This window comes from Gordonia sp. SGD-V-85, assembly GCF_001456905.1.
Classification (GTDB): domain Bacteria; phylum Actinomycetota; class Actinomycetes; order Mycobacteriales; family Mycobacteriaceae; genus Gordonia; species Gordonia hongkongensis.
In genome coordinates this window covers 89,173-103,886 of record NZ_LNQO01000016.1, presented here as the reverse complement: position 1 = coordinate 103,886, position 14,714 = coordinate 89,173, and the positions used below count along the sequence as shown (strand labels likewise).

Here is a 14,714-nt window from a genome sequence, read left to right as displayed (position 1 = left end):
GGGCGCGTCACGAAGGGTCCGGCGACCGAGGTGGTGAGACCCCTCGTGACGGTCGCAAGCTCGCTCCTCAGCATCCGCGGCCTGGCGGCCGTCGTGGACCACGAAAGACGCTCGTGAGCGCCAAAACTCCATGCTCCCTGAGGTGCGAGCGAAGCGAGCCACGAAGGGCCTCGCAAGGTGCCTCACCAGGCCCTTCGTGGCTCGTCGCTAGCGCTCCTCGCACCTCAGGGACCAAGGGGTGTATGGCTCTTTCGGATAAGGGAGCAACGATCTCGATCAGTACGACGCGGTACCACCGTCGACACTGAGGATGGCACCGGTGATGCCGGCGCCCGCATCGGAGGCGAGCAGCATCGCCATTGCGGCGACCTCTTCGACGGTGTTGGGGCGCTTGATGGACGATTCCTGCGAGAACAGGTCGACCATCTCGTCGAAACTCATGCCCATCGCCGCCGCCGTCTGCGGGCCGTTGTTCTTGATGATGTCGGTGATCACGAGCCCGGGGCAGATCGCGTTGACCGTGATTCCCTGTGTACCCACCTCGCGCGCAATGGATTTCGTCATCCCGTTGATCGCGTGCTTGGCGGCGACGTAAGCGGTGAACACCGGCTTGCCCTGCTTGCCCTCGACCGAGGAGATGTTGATGATCCGCCCGTAGGAGTTGGGGATCATGTGCTGCAGTGCGCGCCGCGTCGCCCAGAAGTTCGAGTTCAGGTTCCAGTTCAGCACGAGGTTCCACTCCTCGTCGGACAGCTGCGCGGTGGGCTGCAGATCGTTCGCACCGCCGGCGTTGTTCACCAGGACGTCGATGCGGCCGAAAGTCGCCACCGTCTGCTCGATGAAGTCCTCGACATCGGCCTGCACGGTCACGTCGCCCTGGAAGAACGCGGCCCGGTCGCCGACGCCGAGATCGGCCAGAGCTTTATCGCCCTTCTCCTTGGATCGGCCGTTGAGGGCGACCTTCGCGCCCTCCGCGAGGGCGGCCTCGGCGATCCCGCGGCCGATTCCCTGGGTCCCGCCGGTGACGGCAACTACTTTGTCCTGCAACTTCATCGAACGTCTCCTTGATTCCTGAACGAGAGACCGAGACGAGTTACTTGCCAACGCCTACAGTCTTGCAGGTAGAGTGTCACACATCACAGCCCACGTGTATACCCTGTAAAGAAACTATGGCCGCCTATCCCGAGCGGTCCCAGGAGAGACGAGAACGACATGTCCGAACAGCGCTGGTTGGTCGACACCGAACCGAGTGCACGTCTGCCCATCTACACGCGGCTCAACGCCAGCGATGTGCTGTCCGATCCGATCACACCACTGGGCGCCGACCTCGGGTGGATTCAGAACATCCTGCCCGGGTGGAACGCCGGCTACGCCTTCCACGGCAGCTACTCGCTGGTGGAGAAGCCGGACGTGGCGGCATCGTCGGGGATCTTCTACGGACACCTGTACATCAATCTGTCGATGTCGCGGCTCGTGGGTATACGTGGTGGCCTGTCGGTTGAGCTCGTCGACCAGCTCTTCTACGGTGGCGATCCGAACATCCCGGAGTACGTCGGGCATCCCGATGACGAGAATGCCGATGCCAGCGCCCGGTTGGCCGCTCGGAATGTCTGGATCATGTCGACCGAGACCTTCCCCGAACTCGACGAGGACCGTGAACTGGCCGACAAGTTGCGCACGGAACGCCCCGATCTGTCGAGTCTGACCCCGGTTGCACTCGTCGCACGCGCACGTTCGGTCATGCCGCTCGAGCGCGCCGCATGGCGTGGTGAAGTGGCGGCGACCAACGGTGCGGCCGTCGGCCCGTCGGTGCTCGGTCAGCTTCTCGGGCCCGACAACCAGGACCTCGTCGTCACCCTCGTGGGTTCGGCGGGTGACGTCGATTCGGCTCTGCCGTCGTTCGCGCTCTGGGAGTTGGGACGGATGGTTCGCGCCGACGAGCGCCTGACCGCGGCGTTCGATCAGGGAATCGAGGGCCTCGCGGCTCGGGTGGCCGGGGTGGACCCGAAGTTCGACGCCTCGTTCGCCGACTTCCTCGCCGAGTTCGGCTACCGGGGGCCGAACGAATGGGACCTCGGTTCGACATCGTGGGAGACCAAGCCGGAACTGGTGCTCGGGCTCGTCGACCGTCTGCGCCTGCAGGACGACTCCGCCTCACCGACCGCCCGCCTCGCCGAGCATGCGGGAGACACCGATGCCGCGCTCGAGCGGGCACGCGCGATCGTCGGCGACGACGCGGAGGCCCGGGCGACGCTCGACGCCGCGCTTGCCTCGGCACGTCGGTTCGCGGCCTGGCGCGAACGGGCGAAGACCAACTGCATCAAGGTCTTGCACGAGGCGCGGGTGCCCTTGGCCGAGCTCGGTCGACGGCTCCACGAACAGGGACACCTGGCTTCTGCCGACCACGTCTTCATGGCGGTCGACGAAGAGCTGGATCTCCTGGCCAGTGAACCGTCCGCCCTCACCGACACCCTCGCCGAACGGCATCGCGGGTGGAAGGGCCTGTTCGGTCTGGACCTGCCGACCTTCCTCGACACCCGAGAGCCGCTGCCGCCGCTGTCGAGTCTGCGTCGCAAGGACCAGGTCGAGGTGGATGGGGTGACCTCCGGCGAGGTCCTGCAGGGGTCCGGGGCATCGCCCGGTGTGGTTCGGGGACGCACCCGCACCATCACCTCGATGGAAGATCTGGACAGTTTCGAGGTGGACGAAGTGCTGGTGGCGCCCCAGACCGATCCGTCCTGGACGCCGCTGTTCATGGTGTCCTCCGCCGCCATCACCGACGTCGGCGCGATGGGGTCACATGCGATGATCGTCAGCCGCGAGCTCGGTATTCCCTGTGCTGCCGGCGTTCCCGCCGCGACCCGCCGGATTCCCGACGGCACGCTGGTCGAGGTCGACGGGTCGAAGGGCACCGTCACCATCCTCGAACTGCCGGCCGCGGCGGATAACTCATGACCAGCGGCGTGGCGACCACGACCCGGGCGGTCTTCCTCCGAAAGCGACCCGACGACGGTGTGCCGAGACCGGAGAACTTCGAGGTTCGGGAGACCGACGTCGGTCCCCTGCGTGGTGATCAGATCCTCGTCGAGAACCGGTACATGAGTGTCGATCCGTCCATGCGGGGCCGCCTCGGTACCTCGGAGATGCACTACACCACCAGCTTCGCCGAGGATGCGCCACTCGATGGTTCGGCGATCGGCGTGGTGATCCGCGGCAACGACCGCATCCCGGCGGGCGCCTGTGTGCGGCACCGCCTCGGCTGGCGCGAACTCGCCGTCGTCGATGTCGACGCCGCGACCGTGATCGATCCGCGTGGAGCGGATCTGCATCACTGGCTCGGCGTCCTGGGGCAAACGGGGTTCACGGCTTACTGCGGCCTGTTGCGGGCCGGTGGGTTACGTGAAGGCGATGAGGTGTTCGTGTCCGCGGCCGCGGGCGCGGTCGGCAGTGCGGCAGGGCAATTCGCGAAACTGCTGGGTGCGAGTCGCGTCATCGGCAGTGCCGGTGGGTCGACCAAGGCGGCGCTACTGACCGAGCGGCTGGGTTTCGACGCGGCGATCGACTACCGGGCCGAACCGATCGCCGAGGGTCTGCGTCGGGTGGCGAAGGGGATCGACCTCTACTTCGACAACGTCGGCGGTGATCATCTGATCGCCGCACTGCACAGTCTTCGGATGAGCGGTCGGGTTGCCATGTGCGGCATGATCTCGGCCGTCGGCGACGACCGGCCGCCCATCGATCACCTGATGCAGGCCATCCTCAAGCGGATCACGTTGACCGGGTTCATCGTTCGCGACCACGAGGATATCCGTGCGGAGTTCGAGGAGCGCGTCCTCGGTTGGCTTGCGGCCGGTGACCTCGTGGCCGAGTCCACGATCCATCGCGGCATCGACAACGCGGTCGAGGCGTTCCTGGCGATGCTGGACGGCGGCAACGTCGGGAAGATGCTCGTCGAACTCAACTGACCGACCCTGATGCCGAGAGAGCCCGGAACGCGATGCGTTCCGGGCTCTCTCGTCGTGCTGACCGCTCAGACGATGTCGAGGGTGTCGAGGACTCGTGCGGCATGGGTGTCGTCGCCGTGGATGCTCACGTGGTCGCGCCAGGGGGACCGGGTTGTTCCCCAGAGGACGAAATCGGCTGCCGACGAGGTGATAACGGTGTCGGTGCGCTCGAGACCGGAGTCGACCGAGAGCAGCTTCTCGCCGGGGCGCAGCGACCATTCGCCACCCCTGGCCCGGTGAGGCGCAGGCCGATCGTGCGTCCGTCGAGGGCGGTGTTCACCGTCGGGCACATCTGCGGCAGCCCGGCGAGCATCCAGCCGATCGCCGCATCCAGCAGTGCTTCCTGGCCACCGTCGAGCGGGCGGGTCACCGGGCCCTCCGGCGCGAGGAGATCGACGTACATGTGGCACCACATGTCGAAGGCGAAGGCATCCGAGAGCTGATGCGTTTCATAGGTTCCGAGGTCGGTGAGCGTCATCGGCGCGGACGCGATGGCGGGGTCCTGCATGGCCGCGAGTGCGTCCATGGCGGGGCCCACCGTGGACAGGAACTCGTCGGCGACCCGGGTAGGGGTCCAGTCCCGTCGCGCGTCGACGAGACGGTTCTGGAGTTCCTCGGCGGTCGTCGGGGGTGGGGCGGACGGATCGGGTTCGGCCGGGTTCACGATCGCGGCGAAGTTCGAACCCGTGTGTGCCACCAGGTCTTTGACCGACCAGCCGGCGCACCGGCTGGGTGCCGACCACTCGGCGGGGGTCAGACCTCGGATGATGGATGCATATTCGTCGGCAAGTGTTCGGCTCGCCTCCACGCCGGCATGGCTCATGAGGTTCTCCTGGAATCATCGATCGGGATGTGTTGCACATCACTGCGATACCGGAAGAGTAACAGGTTTTCGTATAAAGAAACCCAGAAATCAGCCGAGATGTGCTGTCTCGTTGACCGATTGCACTACCAGGCGGCCGGAGAGGGTGACCGCGATGCGTGACACCGACGTGTAGGCCGGGTTGAAGAAGAACGGCGACGGCGCCCGGAGGACGTCGCTGAGGAGAGTGTTGATGACGCCTCCGTGGGAGACCAGGACGGACAGCTCGCCCGGTGCGGCCGCCGCGGCATCGAGTACCGCCGAACGCATCCGGGCTGCCGTGGCGTCGCGGTCGTAGTCGGGGACGAAGTCGTCGTACCGGCCCTCGGCGAACGCCCGGCCGCGCTCGGTGGCCGCGATGGCCTCCGGGGTCGCGTAGACCGCACGGTCGCTGTCCCATTCGCGCAACCGCTCGTCGACCCGGACGTCGAGTCCGAGCGGTTCGGCGGCATGCCGTGCGGTCTCGTGTGCGCGCATGTACGAGCTCGCGATCACCTGCACGACGGGGAGTCCGCGCAACCAGGTGCCGAGTCGCCGCGCCTGGTCGACGCCCTCGGGTCCGAGGCCGGGATCCGGGCCCGCCGGCCCGCCCGGCAACCCATGCCGGACGAGGATGATCTTGCTGGCCGCGGCCACCGTCTCGTGGCCGTCGACGATCGCGGGGCGAATGGTCTCGGTGGCATCGCGTCCCGGTACATCCGGTGAGGAGATGGCGGTCATCGGGCGAGCTCGCCGTCGAGTTCGGCATCCGTGATCCAGGAGTCGGAGTCGAACGGCACGCCGCGCAGATGTGCGGTGTCGTTGACGGAGTCGACGACGAGGACCCCGGAGTCGAGTCGGCGCACCCGCGCGACGCTGGTGTAGGCCGGGTTGTGCCAGAACGTCTTCGGCATCTCCAGCACATCTGCCAATGCGGCGTTGATGATCCCGCCGTGCGCGACGGCGACGATCCGTCCACTCTCCCGGAGCGCGAGGATCTCCTCGAGCGCGGAACGTGCGCGTCGCCGGAAGGCGGGCAGATCGAGAGACGGTACGTACTCCTCATACCGTCCGGAACTGACGGCGAGGAGCCTCGGATCGTCGGCTGCCATGTCCTCGACCGCGGTGTAGTCCTCCGGCGAGATGTCGTCGTCCCACTCGCGGAGGTCCTCGAGGACATGATCCACGTCGCGGCCGAGTTCCGCGGCGATCAGCTCGGCGGTCTGCAGCGCCCGCGAGTACGGGCTCGCGACGATCAGGTCGATCTCGTCGTGCCGCAACCAGGTCGCCAGTCGTCGGGCATCGGCGATGCCCGCGGGTGCCAGTTCCGGGTTGCGGATTCCGGAGACCGGCTGGCCGTGCCGGACGAACAGGATCTCGATCATGTATGCCTCTCGGTGTGCTCAGCCGGCAATGGTCCGGTCGGAGTCCCAGTACGGACGCCGCAGCGCCTTCTTGTCGAGCTTGCCCATCGCGTTGCGCGCCAGATCATCCACGACGACATAGTGTTTCGGGCACTTGTACGACGCCATCGACTCCTTGGCGAAGGCCCGGATTGCGTCGACGTCGGGCTCGGTGCCCGCGGTCGGGACGACCAGTGCGAGCAGCGCCTCGCCCAGGTCGGCGTCCGGTACCCCGATCACCGCGACCTCGGCGACATCCGGGTGCCCGCGCAGCACCTGCTCGCTCTCTGCCGGGTAAAGGTTCACGCCACCGGACACCACCATGTCGGCCACCCGGTCGGTGATGAAGACGAAGCCGTCGTCGTCGACATGCCCGACGTCGCCGAGCGTCGCGACGCCGGGGAGGATGTAGGCCTTGGCGGTCTTCTCGGGGTCCCCGTGATAGGTGACCTCCCGTCCGGCGGGCGTGCGGAACCCGAGGATCCCGGTCTCGCCCGGTCCCAGGACCTCCCCGTCCGAACCGACGACCACGACCTCGAACGGGTCGGCGACGCGACCCACCGAACTCGGGTGGGCGAGCCATTCGTGCGAGTCGATCTTGCAGACGGTGCCGATCTCGCTCCCGCCGTACGACTCGATCAACACCGGTCCGAACCAGTCGATCATCGCGCGCTTCACCTCTGCCGGGCACGCCGAACCAGTATGTGCCACATAGCGGAGGGACCCGATGTCGTACGACGACCGGGTCTCCGCGGGCAGTGCGAGAAGGCGCTGGAAGTGTGTCGGAACCATCAGCGTCGAGGCGACGCGGTGTGTGTCGATGAGCTCCAGTACCCGTTCGGCGTCGAAGCGGCCGAGGATGACGACCGGCTCGCCCGACAGCAGGTGCCGGATGGAGGTGAGCGGCCCGTTGTGCTGAAGCGGCCCGACGACCAGATGGGGGCCGGCCGGGTAGCCCGACCGCGCGGCCACCGCGGACTGGAACGCGGCCGCATCCGGCGCCCGGCCGGGCAGCCATCGGACCTCGGTGCCGCGCGCCCGGCCGGTCGTCCCGGAGGTGTACACCAGCGGCGGCCGTGCCGGACGTTCGGTGAGATCGGTCGGGGGGTCGGCCGACGTCGCGATCAGGTCCTGCCAGTCGAGGTGCGCGGCGTTCTCCGGAACGCGGACCGGCCGGTCGACGTTGTGGGTGATCACCGTGGTCAGCGGCCCGACTGCGGCCTCGGCGGCGGCGTCGAGGCCGGCCGGCCCGGTGATGACGGCGACGCACCCGGCATCGGCGAACTGGTCGGCCATCTCGCGTGCTGTGAGCTGGCGGGACACCGCGACGGTACCGACGCCGGCCCCGATGCCGGCGACGTGGGCGAGCAGGGTCTCCACCCGGTTCTCTCCGATGATGGCCACGCGATCATCGGGGGAGGGGGCCACCGAGCGCAGCGCACCGGTCAGCCGTTCGAGTGTTGTGCGAACGTCTCGCCAGGTCAGGGTGATGATGTCGTCGGCCAGTGCGAGGCCGTCGGGATCGGCCGACGCCCGATCGCGGATCCGGTCGAGCATCGATCACCACTCCTTCTCCGTCGGCCCGCTTTCCGGGCGCGGCCTGAACATGTTGTCCTGCGCAATCATCGTGGGGTTAACTGGAGACCAAGTCAAGTAACAGTCTGCACCGTGCGGATCTGATCGACTAACTTGATAGTGATTCTACTAACAATCGTCTACAGTGGTGACACATACTGCAGGCGAGATCAACTAAGTCCGCGGTTGCGCGCAGTTCCATCAGCCGCCCCACCTGCACAGTCAGCACAGAGAGGTGTCATGGTGACCACCACCGAGACCAGCGTCGCGGCCGCGACCGACCGGCCGACCCGGCCCCCGGAGCCCATGCCCGCACGGGATGTCGTCCTCGACCTCCACCGCCGCATGGTGCGGATCCGGCAGTTCGAGACCGAGGCGGGGAAGCTGATGGAGGGCGGCAAGCTGCCAGGCTTCCTTCACCTCTACGTCGGCCAGGAGGCTGTCGCCGCCGGTGCCATGAGCAACCTGCGCGACGACGACCAGATCTCCTCGACCCACCGAGGGCATGGTCACGCCGTCGCCAAGGGCGCGCAGTTCCGGCAGATGTTCGCCGAGCTGTTCGGGCGTGTGGACGGATACTGCAAGGGCCGTGGCGGGTCGATGCACATCAACGACCTCTCGATCGGCATGCTCGGCGCCAACGGCATTGTCGGCGGCGGTATCCCGATCGCGGTGGGAGCCGCGTTCGCGGCCAAGTACCGCGGCGACGACTCGGTCGCGATCCCGTTCTTCGGCGACGGCGCGAGCAACATCGGCGCCTTCCACGAGGCCGCCAACCTGGCCGGCATCCTCGAACTGCCGGTCGTGTTCGTCTGCGAGAACAACGGATACGCCGAATTCACCGCGCTGCGTAACCACATGAAGCTGGAGAACGTCGCCGACCGCGCCGCCGCCTACGCGATGCCGAGCGAGATCTGCGACGGCATGGACGCCATCGAGGTGCGCGCGGCAGTCGGGCGGGCCGTCGAACGTGCCCGCAACGGCGGGGGTCCGTCGCTGGTCGAGGCCAAGACCTACCGCTACTACGACCACCAGGGCGTGAAGGGTCTGCGCAAGACCTACCGGACGCAGGAGGAGGTCGAAGCTTGGAAGGAGCGCGACGCGATCAAGCTGCTCGAAGCGCGCGCCGTCTCCGAAGGCGTGGCGACCGAGGCCGAGTTCGCCCAGATCTGGGCCGAGGTCGACGCCGACATCGTCGAATCCGTCGCGTTCGCCGAGAACAGTCCGTATCCCGATCCCGCCGACATCGCGCTCAACGTCTACAGCGTCTGACCCGGAGAAGCCGAGAACATGTCCACTGCAACAGAATCCATCGCCACCGAATCCGGCTCAGACAACGTGGCCCCGGCAGCGCGGTCCACCACCTACGTCAAGGCCTTCAACGAAGGCGTCGCGCAGGTGATGCGCGAGAACGACGACGTCTTCGTGATCGGTGAGGACGTGGCCGCCTACGGTGGCGTCTTCCACATGTACGACGGCCTGCTCGCCGAGTTCGGCGAACGCCGCATGGTCGACACGCCCATCGCCGAGATGGGCCTGATCGGTCTGGGCGTCGGAGCGGCGGCCCGCGGTCTGCGGCCGATCGTCGACATCATGTTCATGGACTTCCTCGCCGTCGCCCTGGACCAGGTCGTGAACCAGGCGGCGAAGATGAAGTTCATGTACGGCGGTGAGGTCAAGGTGCCCATGGTCATCGCCGTGGCCTACGGTGCGGGCGTCAGCGCCGGCGCGCAGCACTCGCAGAGCCTGGAGTCGTGGCTCGCGCATACTCCGGGGCTCAAGGTCGTCATGCCGTCGAATGCGCGGGATGCCAAGGGTCTCCTGGTGTCCGCGGTTCGGGACGACAACCCGGTCGTGTTCATGCTCAACAAAGTGCTGCTCGGTTCGCGCGGTGAGGTTCCGGAGGAGATCTACGAGATCCCCATCGGCGAGGCGGCCGTGCCGCGCACCGGTGACGACGTGACCATCGTGGCGTTCGGCCGCATGGTGGCCGAGGCGCTCAAGGCCGCGGATGCGCTGGCCGAGAAGGGCATCTCCGCCGAGGTCATCGACCCCCGGTCGGTGCAGCCCCTCGACACCGCCACGATCGTCGAGTCCGCCCGGAAGACCAACCGAATCCTGGTGGTCCACGAGGCCGTGACCTTCGGCGGGATCGGGGCCGAGGTCGCCGCCCAGATCCAGGAAGAGGCGTTCGATCATCTCGACGCCCCGGTGCTGCGCATCGGTGCGCCCTTCACACCGGTGCCGTTCAGCACCCCGCTCGAGAAGTCCTACGTCCCCGACTCGGACCGCATCGTCGCCGGAGCCCGTCGGCTCCTGGAAAGGAACTGATCGTGGCCTTCCAGATCGTGCTGCCCAAACTCGGTCTCACCATGCAGGAAGGTGTGATCGGCGGCTGGGTGGCCACCCCGGGTCAGCGGGTCTCCTTGGGCGACACACTGTTCCGGGTCGAGACGGACAAGGTCGACGTCGATGTCGAGGCCGAGAGCGAGGGGGTGCTGGCCACCGCGGCGGAGGCGGGTGCTGTGCTGCCTGTCGGTGCCGTCGTCGGATGGCTGCTCGCCGACGGTGAGTCCGTGCCCGAGGGCGGCGCCTCGCCCGACGGTGATGCGGGACAGGGGTCAACCGCCTCATCCGCGGCCCCGACACCGACACCGGCGGCCGTGCCGGTCAACGGGGTCGGCTCTACGGGCGGACGCCTGAAGGCCTCGCCGAATGCACGACGCGTCGCGTCGGAGGCCGGCGTCGACCTGCACGCGGTCACCGGCACCGGCCCCGGCGGCCGGATCGTGTCCGAGGACATCGAAGACTTCCTGGCCCGGCCGCAACCGATGGAATCCGCGGCCGAGAAACCGGCCGGTTCCGTCGAACCTGGCGCGACAGCCGGATTCGTCGGGCCGGTGGTGCGCAAGCTCGCCGCCGAACTCGGCGTCGATCTCGCGACCGTGACCGGAAGCGGAATCGGCGGACGGATCACCCGCTCCGATGTCGAGCGTGCTGCGGGCCAAACCAGTTCCGCCGCCGGCCGTTCGAGCGCTCCGGCCACAGCGCCGCGAACCGCCCGGACACCGGACGGGCCACGGCCCGGTGACGTGATCCCCCTGCGCGGCATGCGCGGCGCCATCGCCCGGAACATGATGGACAGCCTGCACTCGATGGCGCAGCTCACCCACGGTTACGAGGTCGACGTCACCGAACTGGTCGCCACCCGTGCGGCGCTCAAGGCAGAGGCGGCCGACACCGGCAGCGGCGCACCGAGTCTCAACGACTTCATCGTCCGGGCCGCGGCCCTCGCCCTGCGTGAGCACCCGTTGCTCAACGCGGGAATCATCGACGACCAGATCGTTCTCGCCGAACGCGTCGACGTCGGTCTCGCCGTGGCCGTTGACGGTGGGCTCGTCGTTCCGGTCGTCCGTGATGCGGACCGTCTGTCGGTGACCGCGATCGCCGAGCGGACCCGGGAGTTGGCGAACGCGGCACGCGGCGGCACGCTGGGACTCGACGATCTCGAGGGTGCCACCTTCTCGGTCAGCACGCTCGGGGCCTACGGGGTCGACTTCTTCACCCCGGTCATCAACCCGGGCAATGCCGCGATCCTCGGCGTGGGCCGCGTCAAGGACGGATTCCGTTGGGACGGAGACACTCCGGTGCGCACCCAGGTGCTCACGCTCAGCCTGACGTTCGACCACCGCGCGGTCGACGGGGCGCCGGCGGCCGAGTACCTGCGGACGGTGGGGCAGATCCTGGGACGACCGCTCACCCTGCTGTCCGGGAACTGACCGTGGGATCCATGACACCCCTCGTCGACGAGTCGCTGTTCGCGCAGCTCGATCCGCCGGTGTTGGCGGGTTCCGACTGCGCGGACTGCGATGTCGTCGTCTTTCCCGCCGCCACCCGCTGCCCCGGGTGCGCCGGCACCGCGGTGTCACGGGTGGCTCTGCCGCGCCGCGGCACCGTGTGGACCTGGACAGAGCAGGCGTTCGCACCGAAGCCACCGTTTCGAGTGTCCGAGTCGGGCTTCGAGCCGTTCGTGGTCGCCTATGTGGACCTGGGTTCGGTGCTGGTGGAGTCGCGGGTGCTCTCCGACGTCGCGATCGGTGATGAGGTCGAGCTGCGGCTGTCGAAACTCGACGACTGCACCACCTTCGCGTTCGAGAAGGTGACGGCATGACGCGGGCGGATGTGTACGTCGTCGGCGCGGGGATGCACGCCTTCGGTCGGCACGGGGACACCAGCGGCATGGACATGGGCGAACACGCCCTGCGAGCCGCGCTCGCCGACACCGGGCTGGGGTGGGAGTCCGTCGACGCCGCGGTCGGCGGCAGCAATGTCTCCGGCAAACCGGATTCGCTGGTCAGCCGTCTCGGCCTCACCGGGATCCCGTTCGTCACCGTCAAGAACGGTTGTGCCACCGGTGGTGTGGCGCTTGCGACCGCCTCGGACATGATCCGTTCCGGTCGCGCCGACATCGTCGCGGTCGTGGGCTTCGACAAACACGAGCGCGGCGCCTTCGGTTCCGACCCGGCGGCCTACGGTCTGGGGCCGTGGTACGCCCGGTCCGGGATGATGGTCACCACCCAGTATTTCGCGATGAAGACCCGACGGTACTTCGCCGAACACGGTCTCGACGAATCCTTGCTGGGCGCCGTCGCCGAACGTGCCTTCGCCAACGGTGCCGCGCATCCGATGGCGTGGCGTCGAAAGCCGCTGTCCGAGGCGGAGATCCTGTCCGCGGCTCCGGTCAACAGTCCGCTCACCCAGTTCATGTTCTGCTCGCCCGGCGAGGGCGGGGTCGCCCTGATCCTCGCGTCCGGCGAGCGTGCTCGCGATCTCTGCGACCAGCCCGTGCGGCTGGCCGCGGCAGAGGTGCGTACCCGACGGTTCGGATCGTTCGAGGTGTTCTCGCCGTGGTTGGCTCCACGGCCGGTGCACAGTCCCAGCATCGACGCCGCGGCAGCCGCGTTCGCCGCGGCCGGCGTCGCACCTGCCGACGTCGATGTCGCGCAGGTACAGGACACCGACAGTGGCTCGGAGGTCATCCATCTCGCCGAGACCGGCCTGTGTGGTCACGGCGAACAGGACGAGCTGATCCGTTCCGGCGGAACCGAGTTCGACGGCCGCACGCCCGTGAACACCGACGGCGGTTGCCTCGCCAACGGCGAACCGATCGGGGCCTCCGGCCTCCGGCAGGTCCACGAGGTCGTGCGTCAGCTGCAGGGCCGCGCCGAGGGCCGGCAGGTGCCGGGCGGTCCGGAAGTCGGGTTCACACACGTCTATGGCGCGCCGGGCCTCTCGGCGTGCACCGTCCTGACTGTTTGAGGAGGAAGCCGATGTCGGCTCCGGCACACACGGCCGTCGACGCGGCCGGATCGGATCTCGACGCGTTCCGCGCGGAGGTCCGCGACTGGCTCGCCACGGTGGCCGCGCCGCGCTCGGCCACTGCGCGAGGGCCCGCCGACCTGGCGGTGTTCCGCAACCTGTCCGACGAGCAGGAACGGCAGCTGCTGGATGCGGCGCGGAACTATCGACGACAGCGCTTCGACGCCGGATACGGTGCCCTCACCCTGGCGCCGGAGCACGGTGGCCGCGGGCTGCCCGCGTCGTACGCGTCCGAGGTGGCCCGCGCCGAACTCGAGTTCGAGGTCCCGCCGTCAACCGAACTGATAAGTGTCACAACCGGACTGGTCGGCCCCGCGGTCGCGATGTTCGGCACCGGGCGACAGCGTGCGGACTACGCGACGCCGTTGCTGCGCACCGACCTGCTGGCCTGCCAGCTCTTCAGCGAACCCGGCGCCGGCTCGGACCTGGCGTCGCTCTCCTGCCGCGCGGTTCGCGACGGCGACGGGTGGCGCATCGACGGGCAGAAGGTCTGGTCGTCCGGAGCCCGCTTCGCCGACCTCGGCATGCTCCTGGCGCGGACCGATCCCGGCCTGCCCAAGCACAAGGGCATCACGGCCTTCCTCATCCCGCTCGACGCTCCGGGCGTGGAGATCCGGCCGATCCGCCAGATGAGCGGCGGGGCCTCGTTCAACGAGGTGTTCCTCAACGACGTGCGGGTGCCGGACACCGCTCGCCTCGGCGACGTCGGCCAGGGTTGGAAGATCGCCGGTGCGACACTGGCATTCGAGCGGACGGCGTCGGGATCGGTCACCCGCAAGAAGGGCGGCTCCGTCGCCGAACTCGTCGAGCTCGCGCAGCAGGTGGGGGTCGCCGACGACCCGGTCGTCCGTCAGCAACTCGCGGACGTCTACATCCGGGCCGAACTCCGCAAGGCAACGGCTGACCGGGTGGCGCGCGCGGCGGCCGCCGGACGATCGCCCGGCCCGGCCGCATCCGTCGGCAAGCTCATGGCGTCGGACGTGCTGGTCCGCATCGGCGAGATCGCCGCCGACCTGCTCGGCAATGACATCGCGGTGGACACCGATCCGAGCCGGTTCGCGTGGACCGAGCACCTGCTGGGCAGTCCCGGCTACCGTCTCGCCGGCGGGACGGATCAAATCCAGCGCAACATCATCGGCGAACGCGTACTCGGACTCCCGCCGGAACCGCGGGTCGACAAAGACCGGCCGTTCTTCGCGCGCGACCGCCGGTGAGGTGGGACCCGCTCACAACGGTGTTAGGGCGCGCCGCCACCTCGGCTGTGGTGTGAGGAGCGATAGCGCCGCCACCCCCTGCTCCCTAATCCGAAAGAACGACATAACCATTGCCCCCTGTGGTGCGAGGAGCGCAAGCGACGAGCCACGAAGGGCCTGGTGAGACACGTTGCGAAGCCCTTCGTGGCTCGCTTCGCTCGCACCTCAGGGAGCAGAGATGTGGATGCTGAGGAGTGTTCTTTCGTGGACCACGAAAGAACCTTGCGTTCGAAGCGCCCAATCCACTGCTCCCTGAGGA

13 protein-coding genes are annotated in these 14,714 nt (G+C 68.1%); 8 read left to right on the top strand and 5 right to left on the bottom strand.

Annotation, left to right across the window (positions count from 1 at the left end; all coding sequences use genetic code 11):
* Positions 1 to 276 precede the first annotated feature (276 nt).
* On the bottom strand, positions 277 to 1,053 hold the full coding sequence (locus AS181_RS17695; protein ID WP_058252850.1) for an SDR family NAD(P)-dependent oxidoreductase: 777 nt from the start codon (positions 1,051 to 1,053) through the stop codon (positions 277 to 279).
* 159 nt (positions 1,054 to 1,212) lie between these two features.
* On the opposite strand from AS181_RS17695, the gene AS181_RS17690 reads away from it, so the two are divergent.
* Both AS181_RS17690 and AS181_RS17685 read left to right on the top strand, forming a co-directional pair.
* Positions 1,213 to 2,955 (top strand): PEP-utilizing enzyme, encoded by a 1,743-nt coding sequence (locus tag AS181_RS17690; protein WP_058252849.1) that lies wholly within the window; start codon positions 1,213 to 1,215, stop codon positions 2,953 to 2,955.
* Complete coding sequence (locus AS181_RS17685) at positions 2,952 to 3,965, top strand: MDR family NADP-dependent oxidoreductase (RefSeq protein WP_058252848.1); 1,014 nt, start codon at positions 2,952 to 2,954, stop codon at positions 3,963 to 3,965. Before AS181_RS17690 ends, AS181_RS17685 begins: the two co-directional genes overlap by 4 nt.
* A 124-nt stretch (positions 3,966 to 4,089) precedes the next feature.
* On the opposite strand, the gene AS181_RS17680 is transcribed toward AS181_RS17685, so the two are convergent.
* From AS181_RS17680 to AS181_RS17665, 4 genes are all read right to left on the bottom strand, one after another.
* Positions 4,090 to 4,827 carry a maleylpyruvate isomerase N-terminal domain-containing protein gene (locus tag AS181_RS17680; RefSeq protein ID WP_058252847.1) on the bottom strand — a complete coding sequence of 246 codons (738 nt, stop codon included), beginning with the start codon at positions 4,825 to 4,827 and terminating at the stop codon, positions 4,090 to 4,092.
* A 90-nt stretch (positions 4,828 to 4,917) separates the two neighbouring features.
* Positions 4,918 to 5,586: a histidine phosphatase family protein gene (locus AS181_RS17675; protein ID WP_082652969.1), complete on the bottom strand. Its 669-nt coding sequence runs from the start codon at positions 5,584 to 5,586 to the stop codon at positions 4,918 to 4,920.
* Positions 5,583 to 6,230, bottom strand: coding sequence for a histidine phosphatase family protein (locus AS181_RS17670; RefSeq protein ID WP_058252846.1), 648 nt, complete (start codon positions 6,228 to 6,230; stop codon positions 5,583 to 5,585). Before AS181_RS17670 ends, AS181_RS17675 begins: the two co-directional genes overlap by 4 nt.
* An 18-nt stretch (positions 6,231 to 6,248) precedes the next feature.
* Positions 6,249 to 7,805 carry an AMP-binding protein gene (locus AS181_RS17665; RefSeq protein ID WP_058252845.1) on the bottom strand — a complete coding sequence of 519 codons (1,557 nt, stop codon included), beginning with the start codon at positions 7,803 to 7,805 and terminating at the stop codon, positions 6,249 to 6,251.
* Positions 7,806 to 8,063: 258 nt separating this feature from the next.
* Between AS181_RS17665 and AS181_RS25190 the strand changes: the two genes are divergently transcribed.
* Genes AS181_RS25190 through AS181_RS17635 form a run of 6 tightly spaced genes read left to right on the top strand, consistent with a single transcriptional unit; the run spans position 8,064 to position 14,416 of the window.
* Complete coding sequence (locus AS181_RS25190; RefSeq protein WP_269434038.1) at positions 8,064 to 9,095, top strand: thiamine pyrophosphate-dependent dehydrogenase E1 component subunit alpha; 1,032 nt, start codon at positions 8,064 to 8,066, stop codon at positions 9,093 to 9,095.
* 18 nt (positions 9,096 to 9,113) lie between these two features.
* Positions 9,114 to 10,154 carry an alpha-ketoacid dehydrogenase subunit beta gene (locus tag AS181_RS25185; RefSeq protein ID WP_058252844.1) on the top strand — a complete coding sequence of 347 codons (1,041 nt, stop codon included), beginning with the start codon at positions 9,114 to 9,116 and terminating at the stop codon, positions 10,152 to 10,154.
* A gap of 2 nt (positions 10,155 to 10,156) precedes the next feature.
* Positions 10,157 to 11,602, top strand: coding sequence for a 2-oxo acid dehydrogenase subunit E2 (locus tag AS181_RS17650; protein ID WP_058252843.1), 1,446 nt, complete (start codon positions 10,157 to 10,159; stop codon positions 11,600 to 11,602).
* A gap of 11 nt (positions 11,603 to 11,613) precedes the next feature.
* The gene (locus AS181_RS17645; RefSeq protein ID WP_058252872.1) at positions 11,614 to 11,994 is read left to right on the top strand and encodes a Zn-ribbon domain-containing OB-fold protein; all 381 of its coding nucleotides are present in this window, start codon (positions 11,614 to 11,616) and stop codon (positions 11,992 to 11,994) included.
* Positions 11,991 to 13,142, top strand: coding sequence for a thiolase family protein (locus tag AS181_RS17640; RefSeq protein ID WP_058252842.1), 1,152 nt, complete (start codon positions 11,991 to 11,993; stop codon positions 13,140 to 13,142). The genes AS181_RS17645 and AS181_RS17640 overlap by 4 nt, the downstream gene beginning before the upstream one ends.
* An 11-nt stretch (positions 13,143 to 13,153) precedes the next feature.
* The gene (locus AS181_RS17635) at positions 13,154 to 14,416 is read left to right on the top strand and encodes an acyl-CoA dehydrogenase family protein (RefSeq protein ID WP_058252841.1); all 1,263 of its coding nucleotides are present in this window, start codon (positions 13,154 to 13,156) and stop codon (positions 14,414 to 14,416) included.
* Positions 14,417 to 14,714: the final 298 nt, after the last annotated feature.

Bases quoted from the DNA above. Each gene is read 5' to 3' on its own strand.
- AS181_RS17695 (WP_058252850.1), bottom strand. From the start codon at position 1,053: ATGAAGTTGCAGGACAAAGTAGTTGCCGTCACCGGCGGGACCCAGGGA.
- AS181_RS17690 (WP_058252849.1), top strand. From the start codon at position 1,213: ATGTCCGAACAGCGCTGGTTGGTCGACACCGAACCGAGTGCACGTCTG.
- AS181_RS17685 (WP_058252848.1), top strand. From the start codon at position 2,952: ATGACCAGCGGCGTGGCGACCACGACCCGGGCGGTCTTCCTCCGAAAG.
- AS181_RS17680 (WP_058252847.1), bottom strand. From the start codon at position 4,827: ATGAGCCATGCCGGCGTGGAGGCGAGCCGAACACTTGCCGACGAATAT.
- AS181_RS17675 (WP_082652969.1), bottom strand. From the start codon at position 5,586: ATGACCGCCATCTCCTCACCGGATGTACCGGGACGCGATGCCACCGAG.
- AS181_RS17670 (WP_058252846.1), bottom strand. From the start codon at position 6,230: ATGATCGAGATCCTGTTCGTCCGGCACGGCCAGCCGGTCTCCGGAATC.
- AS181_RS17665 (WP_058252845.1), bottom strand. From the start codon at position 7,805: ATGCTCGACCGGATCCGCGATCGGGCGTCGGCCGATCCCGACGGCCTC.
- AS181_RS25190 (WP_269434038.1), top strand. From the start codon at position 8,064: ATGGTGACCACCACCGAGACCAGCGTCGCGGCCGCGACCGACCGGCCG.
- AS181_RS25185 (WP_058252844.1), top strand. From the start codon at position 9,114: ATGTCCACTGCAACAGAATCCATCGCCACCGAATCCGGCTCAGACAAC.
- AS181_RS17645 (WP_058252872.1), top strand. From the start codon at position 11,614: ATGACACCCCTCGTCGACGAGTCGCTGTTCGCGCAGCTCGATCCGCCG.
- AS181_RS17640 (WP_058252842.1), top strand. From the start codon at position 11,991: ATGACGCGGGCGGATGTGTACGTCGTCGGCGCGGGGATGCACGCCTTC.
- AS181_RS17635 (WP_058252841.1), top strand. From the start codon at position 13,154: ATGTCGGCTCCGGCACACACGGCCGTCGACGCGGCCGGATCGGATCTC.